The sequence below is a fragment of the Frateuria defendens genome (assembly GCF_001182895.1).
GTDB lineage: Bacteria > Pseudomonadota > Gammaproteobacteria > Xanthomonadales > Rhodanobacteraceae > Frateuria_B > Frateuria_B defendens.
In genome coordinates, this window is record NZ_LFQR01000040.1 from 16,365 (window position 1) to 28,630 (window position 12,266).

6 protein-coding genes are annotated in these 12,266 nt (G+C 71.5%); all 6 read left to right on the plus strand.

Annotated features, from left to right (window positions below):
• Positions 1-101: 101 nt before the first annotated feature.
• The 6 genes from ACH65_RS06215 to ACH65_RS06240 all read left to right on the plus strand — a co-directional run bounded on the left by ACH65_RS06215 (position 102) and on the right by ACH65_RS06240 (position 11,863).
• The gene (locus ACH65_RS06215) at positions 102-1,682 is read left to right on the plus strand and encodes an alpha-amylase family glycosyl hydrolase (RefSeq protein WP_082190169.1); all 1,581 of its coding nucleotides are present in this window, start codon (positions 102-104) and stop codon (positions 1,680-1,682) included.
• Positions 1,679-4,072 (plus strand): glycoside hydrolase family 31 protein, encoded by a 2,394-nt coding sequence (locus tag ACH65_RS06220; protein WP_082190170.1) that lies wholly within the window; start codon positions 1,679-1,681, stop codon positions 4,070-4,072. The genes ACH65_RS06215 and ACH65_RS06220 overlap by 4 nt, the downstream gene beginning before the upstream one ends.
• Positions 4,073-4,152: 80 nt before the next feature.
• Positions 4,153-6,177 carry a glycoside hydrolase family 13 protein gene (locus tag ACH65_RS06225; protein ID WP_049621721.1) on the plus strand — a complete coding sequence of 675 codons (2,025 nt, stop codon included), beginning with the start codon at positions 4,153-4,155 and terminating at the stop codon, positions 6,175-6,177.
• 258 nt (positions 6,178-6,435) lie between these two features.
• Positions 6,436-8,622, plus strand: a complete 2,187-nt coding sequence (locus ACH65_RS06230) for a glucosidase family protein (protein ID WP_049621722.1) — start codon at positions 6,436-6,438, stop codon at positions 8,620-8,622.
• A gap of 5 nt (positions 8,623-8,627) precedes the next feature.
• Positions 8,628-10,151: an MFS transporter gene (locus ACH65_RS06235; protein ID WP_049621726.1), complete on the plus strand. Its 1,524-nt coding sequence runs from the start codon at positions 8,628-8,630 to the stop codon at positions 10,149-10,151.
• A gap of 20 nt (positions 10,152-10,171) precedes the next feature.
• A complete protein-coding gene (locus ACH65_RS06240; RefSeq protein ID WP_049621727.1) occupies positions 10,172-11,863 on the plus strand; it encodes an alpha-amylase family glycosyl hydrolase in 1,692 nt (563 codons plus the stop codon).
• Positions 11,864-12,266 lie beyond the last annotated feature (403 nt).

Consider the following 12,266-nt stretch of genomic DNA (forward strand, 5'->3'; position numbering starts at 1 on the left):
CCTCCCCGAGCCCCGTTGGACGTCATCGACGGGGCTTTTTTTTCACCGCACCATCCCACCTGCCGGCCCCGCCCCGGGGCTTGCGGCATGACGGACCTCCCATGATCGATGCCTCCCTCCGGCATGCGAGAAACACCTGCGCCGCCCTGCTCATGCTCGCCTGCGCGCTCGCCGGCCCGGCACGGGCGATGCCGGCGGACGCCACGGCCCCCGCGCCGGCACCGACGGGACGAAGCTCCGGCGTGTGGTACGAGATCTTCGTGCGCGCCTGGTACGACACCGACGGCGACGGCATCGGCGACCTGAACGGCGTCACCGCCAAACTCGACTACCTCAAGTCGCTCGGCGTGGACGGCATCTGGCTGATGCCGATCAACCCCTCGCCGAGCTACCACGGCTACGACGTCACCGACTACTACGCCGTCAACCCGCAGTACGGCAGCCTGGCCGACTTCGAGCGGCTGGCGGCCGCGGCGCACCAGCGCGGCATCAAGGTCATCCTCGACCTCGTCATCAACCACACCAGCGACCGGCACCCCTGGTTCCGCGCCGCGCTCGACCCGGCCGACCCGCACCGCGCCTGGTACACCTGGGCCGCGCCCGGCGCGGACCTGCACGCCACCAGCGCCGTCGGCAGCCCGGCCTGGCATGCCATCGGCGGCCAGCACTACCTCGGCGACTTCTCCGCCGGCATGCCCGACCTCGACTACGACACGCCGGCCGTGCGCTCGGAGATGATCCGCGTGGGCCGGTTCTGGCTGGACAAGGGCGCGGACGGCTTCCGCCTCGACGCCGCCCGCCACATCTACCTCGACTTCGCCGCGCAGGAAGGTGATCGCACCGTGGTGGCGAAGAACGTGCGCTGGTGGTCGGACTTCCGCGCCGGCCTCGCCGCCGCCAGGCCGGATGCCTACCTCGTGGGCGAGGTGACCGAGCACACGCCGGCCCGGCTCGCGCCCTACCTCGGGCCGCTCGACGCGGTGTTCGACTTCCCGCTCGCCGAGCGGCTGATCGACAGCGCCGGGCACCAGCGCAACCGCGGCCTCGACGCGCTGCTCGGGCAGGTGGCCGCCGCCTACCGCAAGGCCGGCCGCCATGACGCGCCCTTCCTCTCCAACCACGACCAGGAGCGCGTGATGAGCCGCCTGCACGGCCAGCCGCCGCACATGCGCGTGGCCGCCGCCATGCTGCTCACCCTGCCCGGCGAGCCCTACGTCTACTACGGCGAGGAGCTGGGCATGCAGGGCCGCAAGCCGGACGAGAACCTGCGCGAGCCGATGCGCTGGCAACGCGCTGGCGACGCGCCCGGCGCGACGCGCTGGAAAGCCTCCAGCGCCGGCCAGGGCGGCGAGGTGTCGGTGGAGGCCGAGGAGGCCGATCCCGACTCGCTGCTCAACCGCTACCGCACCCTGATCCACTGGCGCGCCGAACTGCCGCTGCTGCGCGACGGCGACGTGCGCACGTGGCCGCTGGCCGACCCGCGCCTGTTCGCCTTCGAGCGCTTCGACGGCACCGCCCGCGTATTGGTGGTGCACAACCTTTCCGGCACGCCGCGCACGCTGCGCCTCGCCCCGCGCGAGGGCCACGCCTACGGCACGATCCGCCTGCACACCGGCGGCGCCGCCACGCTGGCCGGCGGCCGGCTCACCCTGCCCGCCTACGCCACGGTGGTATTGCAATGAACCTCGCCCGCCTGCCCCGCCACCCGCTCGGCGCCCTGCTCACGCTGCTCCTGCTGGGCGTCGCGCCACCGGCTTGCGCGTGGCAGGCGGCGGTGCCGGACGCCGGCAAGGCGACCGCCGACGTCGCCGCGGCCGACGCTTCCACGCTCCTGCTGCCGGCTGGCGAGGCGCAGGTCGAGGTACGCCTGCTCGACGCCAACGTGGTGCGCCTGCGCGTCGCCGCCCCGCACGACGCGGCGCCCGCGGCCACGGTAGTGCTCGATCCACGGGCGCAGTGGCCGGACGCCGTACCGGCCCGGCGCGCGGCGCAGGACGGCATCGCGCAGCTCGCCACCGCCGCGCTGCGCCTGCGCTGGGACGCCGCGCATCACCTGCTCACGCTGGAGGACGCCGCGCAGCATCGCCTGCTGCAACTGGACCCGCGCACGCTGGCGCGCGGCGCACCCGCACTGGTCCACGCGCCGGGCGATGCGCTGTACGGCATCCACGGCTACGACGCCTTCGAGCACGCCGGCGGCCTGCTGCGCCACGGCGATCTGCGCGCCCATGCCGGCAAGCAGGGCATGGCCGGCGCGCCGTTCGCCTGGAGCACCGCCGGCTACGGCGTGCTGGCCGATGCGGTGGGCGTGCGCTTCGACCTCGCCGGCGACCGCCTCGCGCTGCGCGGCGAGCACGGGCCGGTCCGCGACCTCTACCTGATCGCCGGCGACCCGCACGCGATCTTCGCCGCGCTGGCCAGGCTCAGCGGCCCCACACCGCTGTTCCCCAAGTGGGCGATGGGCTTCAACAACAGCCAGTGGGGCATCGACCAGGCGGAGCTGCTCGGCATCGTCGAGGGCTACCGCACGCGGCACATCCCGCTCGACAACGTGGTGCTCGACTTCGACTGGAAGGCCTGGGGCGAGGACGACTACGGCGAGTTCCGCTGGAACCCCGCCAAGTTCCCCGGCGGCCCCGACGGCAGCCTGAAGCGCACGCTCGACGCGCGCGGCGTGCGCCTCACCGGCATCATGAAGCCGCGCATCCACGTGGACACGGTGGAGGGCCGCGAGGCCACCGTGCATGACTACTGGCTGGCGCAGGGCAAGGCCAGGCCGGACTACTTCTCGCACCAGAGCGTGCGCGAGATCGATTTCGCCCAACCCGCCGCGCGCGCCTGGTTCTTCAACGACGCGCTCCGGCATGCCTACGCCACCGGCATCGCCGGCTGGTGGAACGACGAGGCCGACGACAGCGGCGTGGACACCCAGCACCTGGACATGCAGCGCGCGCTGTACGAGGGCCAGCTGGCCGCGTTCCCCAACCGGCGCGTGTGGTCGATCAACCGCAACTTCTATCTCGGCGCGCAGCGCTACGCCTACGGCCTGTGGTCGGGCGACATCGCCACCGGCTTCCCCAGCATGGCCGGCCAGCGCCAGCGCATGCTGAGCGCGGTGAACCTGGGCGCCATGCAGTGGGGCATGGACGGCGGCGGCTACAAGGGCACGCCCACGCCGGAGAACTACGCGCGCTGGATCGAGTTCGGCGCCTTCACGCCGGTGTTCCGCGTGCACGGCGAGCTGGGCCAGAAGCGCCAGCCCTGGCGCTTCGGCCCCGTGGCCGAGCGCGCCGCCGCGGACGCCATCCGCCTGCGCTACGCGCTGCTGCCCTACGTGTACAGCTACGAGTGGCGCCGCCGCACGAGCGGCGTGGGCCTGGTGCGGCCGCTGCTGTTCGACTGGCCGCACGACCCCAAGGTGCGCGACAGCTACGACGCCTGGCTGTTCGGCGACTACCTGCTGGCGGCGCCGGTGGTGGAGCCCGGGCAGACGCACAAGCGCCTCTACCTGCCCGCGGGCCAGTGGACCGACTGGTCCAGCGGGCGGCGCTACGCCGGCGGACAGGCTATCGACCTCGCGGTGGATGCGACGGGCTGGCGCGACATCCCGCTGTTCGTGCGCGAGGGCGCCATCATCCCCATGCAGCCGCCGATGGACTACGCTGGCGAGCGCGCGCTGGAGGAAGTCACGGTGGAGGTGTTCCCCGCCGAGGCGGCGAGCCGCTTCGACTATTACGACGACGACGGCGAGAGCTACGACTACGAGCAGGGCGCGTATTTCCTGCAGACGCTCGGCACCCGACGCCAGGGCCGCACGGTGGTGTTCGACGCGGCCGCCCCGCAAGGCCGTTTCCGCCCCGCCCTCGCCCGCTATCTGCTCAGGATCCACGGCCCCGCCGCCACCTCGGTGGCGATCGACGGCCGTGCGCTGGCCGCGGCCGCCGGCCCCGCCGCGCTCGCACGCCAGCGCGGCGAAGGCTGGGCCACTGGCCAGGACCGCTACGGCCCGGTCACCTACGTGCGCCTGGCGGCGGGCAGCGCGCGGCACGTGGAGCTGTCGGCGGGGGAGTGACAACGCCGCGCGGGCCGCTCCCGGGAACCCGCGCGGTGATGGCGGGAGAGGTTTCATCCACGCATGCTGAGGGGGAATCCATGCACAAGCCGACCGGAACACCGCGCCGCCGTGCCCGCAGACTGGGCATCGCCGCGGCGCTGGCCTGGACGCTGTACGTCGCACCGTTGCCGTTCGCCCCGGCCCACGCGGCCAACCACGACAACAACGTGGAATGGGACGGCCTGTTCCACGACCAGGGGCCGCTCTACGACAACCATCCCGAGCCCACCGCCGCGCAGGCCGTGACGCTCACCCTGCGCACCTACAAGTACGACGCCACCAGCATCAACATCAAGTACTACGACAGCGCCGACGGCACCTTCCACTGGGTGGCGATGGCCTGGACCGCCAACGACGCCACCGGCAACTTCGACGACTGGCAGGGCACCGTGCCGGCCAGCGCCTCGGCCAAGTACTACCGCTTCCAGATCAACGACGGCAGCGCCACCGCCTGGTACAACGCGGCCGGCACCTACGCGGCCGAGCCCTCCTTGGGCGATTTCTTCATCCTCCCCGGCTTCAAGACGCCGGACTGGATGAAGCACGGCGTGATCTACCAGGTCTTCCCCGACCGCTTCTACAACGGCAGCACCGCCAACGACGTGCAGAGCGGCCAGTACACCTACGCCGGCTGCGCCACCGAGAAGCACGCCTGGGGTTCCAGCGTGTTGCCCAACGTGAACGGCTGCAACAGCGCCGTGTTCTTCGGCGGCGACCTCGCCGGGCTGGACCAGAAGCTCGGCTACATCAAGAACACCGTCGGCGCGGACATCCTCTACCTCAACCCCGTGTTCCTCTCGCCGACCAACCACAAGTACGACACCGAGGACTACATGACGGTGGACCCGGCCTTCGGCAGCAACGCCACGTTGCAGCAGCTGATCGCCAGCATGCACGGCACCGCCAACGGGCCGCAGGGCTACGTGATCCTCGACGGCGTGTTCAACCACACCGGCGACACCCACGCCTGGTTCGACCGCTACCACTGGTGGAGCGCCACCGGCGCCCACGAGTCGCAGTCCAGCGCCTGGTACGGCTGGTACACCTTCCAGAACTGGCCCAATACCTACTCGGGCTTCTTCGGCATCGCCAGCATGCCCAAGCTCGACTACGGCGCCAGCGGCTCGGCCGTGCGCAACGCCATCTACGGCTCGGCCACCTCGGTGGTGCAGGCCTACCTCAAGTCGCCCTACGGCATCGACGGCTGGCGGCTCGACGCGGCCCAGTACCTCGACGCCGGCGGCAACGAGGGCAGCGACGCCACCAACCACCAGATCATGGCCGAGCTGCGCCGCGCGGTGAAGGCGGCGAACGCCAACGCCGGCATCCTCGGCGAGTTCTGGGGCAACGCCGGCCCGTGGACCGCCGGCGGCAAGGAGTGGGACAGCGCCATGAACTACGACGGCTTCATGCAGCCCGTCTCGGAGTGGATCACCGGCAAGGACTACAACGGCAACGCCGCCGCCATTCCCGCCAGCCAGTTCGACAGCTGGCTGCGCGGCACGCGGGCCAACTACCCCGCCAACGTGCAGCAGAGCATGAGCAACGCGCTGGGCAGCCACGACGTCACCCGCTTCGGCTACCGCGCCGGCGGCGACCTCTGGAAGACCCACCTCGCGCTAATCTTCCAGATGACCTACGTAGGCACGCCCACCGTCTACTACGGCGACGAGTACGGCATGCAGGGCGGCGCCGACCCGGACAACCGCCGCACGTTCGACTGGAGCCAGGGCAGCACCGCCAACAGCGCGGTGGCGCTGACCCGCAAGCTGACCGGCATCCGCAACGCCTACCCGGCGCTGCGCACCGGCTCGTTCTTGACCCTCTTCACCGACGACACCAACAAGCTCTACGCCTACGGCCGCCTCGACGCGGCCCACCGCATCGCGGTGGCGCTCAACAACGACAGCACCTCGCACAGCATCACCGTGCCGGTGTGGAAGATGAGCGTGACCAACGGCAGCACGGTCACGGAACTCCTCAGCGGCACCGTCCACACGGTGAGCAACGGCAGCGTCACCCTCACGGTGAACGGCCACTACGGAGCCATCCTTGCGCAATAGCCCAACCCTCGCGCCGCGCGCGGCCCTCGCAGCCGCGCGGCGGACTCCGGCCTCCGATGCATACGTATGCCGGCGTGAATACGTATGCACGCCGCGGCTCCGCGGCGGCCGCCATGCCTACCATGCCGAACCGCCGCGCGCGGGCGCCGCGTTGCTGCGCATGCAGCATGCCAAAGCCCTCGCGCGATGCCATAACTCCGCGAGGAGGACGACGCCGATGGCCCAGCACACCCCACAACCCCGCCGCACCGTGCACTCATGCTGAGCGCGATGATCGCGGCCACGCTGGCGAGCGCGGCCGCCGGCGGAATCTCGCCGCAAGGCATCGCGTGGCGCGGCGCGCAGGCCACCATGGGTACCACCGACGAGGGCGGCCACCGCCTCGCCGGGCCGTTCGGCACCCGCGACCTGCCCGCCCAGCCCTCGCGCGCGTACACCGCCAGCGTGCTGTTCGACGGCCTCTACGCGCAGGCGCAGGACGACCTTCGCCAGGCTTCCGTCGCCGCCATCCGCGACGACGCCTTCGACCACGGCCAGCCGATCCCCTGCGCCTGCTTCGAGACGGGCGCCCAGTGGCACTACGTGTGGACGCGCGATCTCTCCTACGCGCTCGACCTCGGCCTGTGGCGGCTCGACCCGGCGCGCGCGCGGGCCTCGCTACGCTTCAAGCTCTCGCCCGAGCGCGGCGGCGAAAAGACCGGGGCGCTGTACCCGATGCAGGACACGGGCTCCGGCGGCAGCTGGCCGATCAGCACCGACCGCATCGTGTGGTTCCTCGGCGCGCGCCACCTGCTGGACGATGCCGCCTTCGCCGACGAGGTGTGGCGCGCACTCCCCGCCACGCTGGCGCAGGACCGCGCCTACGTCTACGACGCCGGAGCCGGCCTCTATCGCGGCGAGACCTCCTTCCTCGACTGGCGCGAGCAGAGCTACCCGGCGTGGACGGCGAACGACGTGCGCTTCATCGCCGGCGCCTACGCCCTCTCCACCAACGTGCTGCAATACGAGGCGCTGAAGCTCGCCGCAGGCATGGCGAGTGAGCGCCACGATGCGCGCGCCGCCGACTACGCAGCCCAGGCCGCCGCGCTCAAGGCCGCCATCGACACGCATTTCTGGCGCGCCGACCGCGGCCTCTACATGAGTTACCTCGGCCCCGACCTGCAGCCGGTGGACAGCTACGACCTGCTCGGCATCGCGCTCGCCGTGACCAGCGGCGTGGCCGAGGGCGAGCGCGCGCGGCAGGCGCTGGCCAACTACCCGACCTGGCCCGCCGGCAGCCCGGTGATCTGGCCCGAGCGCGCGGACGTGCCGATCTACCACAACCGCGCCATCTGGCCCTTCGTCAGCGCCTACGCGCTGCGCGCCGCGCGCGCGGTGGACGACCCGGCGCGCATCGCCCACGAACTGCGCTCGCTGCTGCGCGGCGCAGCGCTGGCCGGCTCCAACATGGAGAACTTCGAGCTCACCACCCAGTCCACCCACGTGGACGACGGCCCGCGCAGCGGCCCGGTGGTGGATTCGGCGCGCCAGCTGTGGTCGGTGGCCGGCTACCTGGACATGGTGACGCGCGGCGTGTTCGGGCTGGAGGACGACGGCCGCGTGGCGCCCAAGCTCCCCGCCGAACTGGTGCCGCTGCTGTTCGGCGAGCGCGAGGCGATCTCGCTCGACCTGCCCGGCCGGCACATCGCCCTGCGCCTGCCCGCCGAGCGCCACGGCAACCTGCTTGTCGCCGACCGCATCGCCCAGCACGGCGCGGAGACGGTGGTGACGCTCAAGGCCGTGCAGGTGCCCGAGCGCCCGCTGCGTCTGGACGCACCGCTGTACGCGCCGGCCACGCCCGCCGCGCCGCGCGTCGCCATGCAGGGCGAGGCGTGGCAAGTGCAGGCGGACGGCCGCGCCGTGCTCTACGTGGACGGCCGCCGCCACGGCCCCATCGACGGCCAGGCCACGCTCGCCCTCGCGCCCGGCCAGCACTGTTTCAGCCTCGCCGCAGCCGGCGACGGCGGCCTCGAATCGCTGCCCACCGCGCCGGTGTGCGCCGGCCCCGTCACCCGCCTCGGCGGCAGCTGGCCGCGCGCCTGGACCGCGCCCGCCGACGGCCGCTACCGCCTCACCCTGCGCTACGCCAACGCGCACGGCCCGATCAACACCGGCATCACCGCCGCCGTGCAATGGCTCACCGCGCAATGCGAGGGCGAGCCGCCGCAGCGCGCGCCGCTGGTGCTGGCGCACAGCGCGGGCGAGCAGGATTCCACCAGCGCCGTGTTCGCCTTCAGGCAGGGCGCGGCCTGCCGCTTCGCGCTGGAAGAGGGCTTCAACATGAGCCGGCTCGCCCACTTCGCCCATTACACCGGCGGCGCAGGCGGCGCCGACGGCCCCCTCAATCACGCCGACGTCGGCGATCTGCTGATCGCGCCACAGGCCACGGAGTACCCCGCCCGATGAGCAGCATGCCCGGCAAACCCGCCCTCACGTTCTGGCAGATCTGGAACATGTGCTTCGGCTTCCTCGGCATCCAGTTCGGCTTCGCGCTGCAGAACGCCAACGTCAGCCGCATCTTCCAGACCCTCGGCGCGGACGTGGCCGACATCCCGGTGCTGTGGATCGCCGCGCCGCTCACCGGCCTGATCGTGCAGCCCATCGTGGGCCACTATTCGGACCGCACCTGGAACCGGCTCGGCCGCCGCCGTCCGTACTTCCTGGTCGGCGCCATCCTCACCACGCTGGCGCTGGTCTTCATGCCCAACGCGCCGCTGCTGTGGGTGGCCGCCGGGCTGCTGTGGATCATGGACGCCTCCATCAACGTCTCGATGGAGCCCTTCCGCGCCTTCGTGGGCGACCAGCTGCCCAACCGCCAGCGCCCGCTGGGCTACGCCATGCAGAGCTTCTTCATCGGCGTGGGCGCGGTGGTGGCCTCGCTGCTGCCGTGGCTGCTCACGCGCCTGGGCGTGAGCAACGTGGCGCCGGCCGGCGGCATTCCCGACACCGTGAAGTTCGCCTTCTACATCGGCGGCGTGGTGCTGTTCGGCGCGGTGCTGTGGACGGTGCTCTCCACCCGCGAATACCCGCCCGAGCAGCTGGCCGCCTACGACACCGCGCCCGCGCCCGAGCACGCCGCCTTCGACAAGGCCGCCTCGCGCCAGCGCGGCGTGGTGTGGGCGCTGCTCGGCGGCGCCGGTCTCATGCTCATCTATGGCTTCCACCTGGACCGCGAGCTGTACCTCCTGGCCGCCGGCGCCTTCGGCTACGGCATCGCCCTGCTGTGGCTCGCCCAGGCGCGCCACGGCGGCATGCCGGCACAGGTACTGGGCGACCTGCACGCCATGCCGGCGGCGATGCGCCAGCTGGCCTGGGTGCAGTTCTTCGCCTGGTTCGCGCTGTTCGCGATGTGGATCTACACCACCGCCGCGGTGACCCAGGTGCACTACGGCACCACCGACACGCACTCGGCGCTCTACAACGAGGGCGCCAACTGGGTGGGCGTGCTGTTCGCCGCCTACAACGGCTTTGCCGCGCTGGCCGCCATCGTGATCCCGCTGATGGTGAAGCGGATCGGCCTGCGCCGCAGCCACCTGGTCAACGTATGGCTGGGCGGCGCGGGGCTGATCTCCTTCCTCCTCATCCGCGACCCGCACTGGCTGCTGGCCTCGATGGTGGGCGTGGGCTTCGCCTGGGCCTCGATCCTGGCGCTGCCCTACGCGCTGCTCTCCGACCACCTGCCGGCGGCCAAGATGGGCGTGTACATGGGCATCTTCAATTTCTTCATCGTGATCCCGCAGCTGCTCGCCGCCAGCGTGCTCGGGCTGCTGCTCAAGACCTTCTTCCACAACCAGCCGATCTGGGCGCTGGCCCTGGGCGGCGCCAGCCTGTTCGTGTCGGGCCTGTGCACGCTGCGCGTGCACGAGCCCGCCGCCGAGGCGCAGGCCGCCGCGCCCACCACCGCCGCCTCGGCCCCCACCGCCACCCGCCGATGAACGCACCGATGACGCCGACGATGAGAGCCTTGACCAAGACCCGCCCGCTCCTGCTCGCCCTCGCGCTCGCCCTGGGCGGCGCGCACGCCGCCGGCACCACGGCACCCGCCTTCTACGGCACCGCCGAGCCGCTGACCTCGGACGCGATCTACTTCGTGGTCACCGACCGCTTCGTCGACGGCGACCCCTCCAACGACCACCGCGACCAGGGCGGCGCGCACCGCACTTTCGACATCCCCGTGCGCGGCGGCCCGCCCGGCGAGAGCGACAACATCGGCTACCTCGGCGGCGACTTCAAGGGCGTGCTGGACAACGCCGGCTACATCCGCGGCATGGGCTTCGGCGCGGTGTGGATCACGCCCATCGTGGACAACCCCGACGAGGCCTTCACCGGCGGCGACCCGGTGCACTGGGGCAGCTCGCTCACCGACCAGGGCAAGACCGGCTACCACGGCTACTGGGGCGTCAACTTCTACCAGCTGGACGAGCACCTGCCGAGCCAGGGCCTCGACTTCGCCCGGTTCACCCAGCAGATGCACGCCGCCGGGCTCAAGGTGGTGCAGGACATCGTGGTCAACCACGGCTCGCCCGCCTGGAGCATGCCGGTGGCGCAGCCGCAGTACGGGCAGCTCTTCGACGCGCAGGGCAAGCTGATCGCCGACCACCAGAACCTGCCGCCATGGCGGCTCGACCCGCGCCACAACCCGCTGCACCGCTTCTACCACGCCTACGACGACCTCGCGCAGCTCTCCAACAACGACGAGGACAACCCGGCGGTGCTCGACTACTACGCCGGCGCCTACCTCAAGTGGATCGGCCAGGGCGCGGACGCCTTCCGCATCGACACCATCAGCCACATGCCGGTCACCTTCTGGAAGCAGTTCGCCGCGCGCATCCGCGCCCGGCACCCGGGCTTCTTCATGTACGGCGAGGCCTTCGACTACAGCCCCGACAACATCGGCCAGTACACCTGGGCCAAGAACGGCGGCATCAGCGTGCTCGACTTCCCGCTGCGCGGGCGCATGGCCGAGGTGTTCGAGCACCCCGGCAGCGACTACGCGCGCCTGCTGGAGCGGCTCTTCCTCACCAACGGCCCCTACGCCAACCCCTATGAGCTGGTGACCTTCTACGACAACCACGACATGAAGCGGCTCAACGCCAGCGACGCCGGCTTCATCGACGCCCACAACTTCCTCTTCACCGCGCGCGGCATCCCGGCGGTGTACTACGGCTCGGAGACCGGCTTCGAGCGCGGCCGCGGCGAGCACGAGGGCAACCGCAACTACTACGGCCAGGCGCGCATCGATACCGCGCCCAGGAGCCCGATCTACCAGCACCTCGCGCGCATCGCCCGTCTGCGCGCGCAGAGCCCCGCCCTGCAACGCGGCCTGATGCTGCCGCTGGCCTTCGCCGGCGACCGCGCCGCCTTCTACCGCGCCTTCCAGAAGGACGGCACGCACCAGCTCGCCCTGGTGCTGCTCAACAAGGGCGATGCCCCGGCCGACTTCGACATCGCCGAGCATCTCCAGGGCGGCCGCTGGCAGCCGGCTTTCGGCGGCGCGCCGGTCGAGGTGGCCGAGGGCGGCCACCTGCGCGCCACCGTGGCCGCGCACGACGTGGCCGTGTACCTGCTCGATGCGCCGGCCACGCGGCCGGACCTGGTCGTGGCGTTGACGCGGTTGATGCAGGAGAGGGGGCATCCGGGGGAGTAGAGCCTGTTCGTGTCTTGTCGCGACGTGCTGGATGGTGGGGGCGCGTCTTGCGGTAACCGTGGGTGTGCGGGGGCCCAGCGACTCTGGCTTTTGCTTGTCGCTTTTGCTCGCCGCTCTGGCGTAGGACGGGGGCGCTTCGCCACAGCGAAGCGGGTCACCCAATGCTGTGGCGGCTGGGTTTTGAAGCGAAGCGTTATGCGACCTGGCCGGCCGTTGGCCGGGGGTTTCGCTCCCCTGCCAAGAGCCAAAGAGCAAAGAGCAAAAGCACCGCGCTCTCGCACTTTCGGCGCTCGCGCAGCGAGCGCACCAAGAGTGCGCACAGGGATGTGCGCCGCTCTTCCGGGGCCCCTGGGGCGCGGCGAGGGAGGGATGGAAAAGCCCGAAGGGTGGCCGGCATGGATGC

Bases quoted from the DNA above. Each gene is read 5' to 3' on its own strand.
- ACH65_RS06240 (WP_049621727.1), top strand. From the start codon at position 10,172: ATGAGAGCCTTGACCAAGACCCGCCCGCTCCTGCTCGCCCTCGCGCTC.
- ACH65_RS06235 (WP_049621726.1), top strand. From the start codon at position 8,628: ATGCCCGGCAAACCCGCCCTCACGTTCTGGCAGATCTGGAACATGTGC.
- ACH65_RS06220 (WP_082190170.1), top strand. From the start codon at position 1,679: ATGAACCTCGCCCGCCTGCCCCGCCACCCGCTCGGCGCCCTGCTCACG.
- ACH65_RS06230 (WP_049621722.1), top strand. From the start codon at position 6,436: ATGCTGAGCGCGATGATCGCGGCCACGCTGGCGAGCGCGGCCGCCGGC.
- ACH65_RS06225 (WP_049621721.1), top strand. From the start codon at position 4,153: ATGCACAAGCCGACCGGAACACCGCGCCGCCGTGCCCGCAGACTGGGC.
- ACH65_RS06215 (WP_082190169.1), top strand. From the start codon at position 102: ATGATCGATGCCTCCCTCCGGCATGCGAGAAACACCTGCGCCGCCCTG.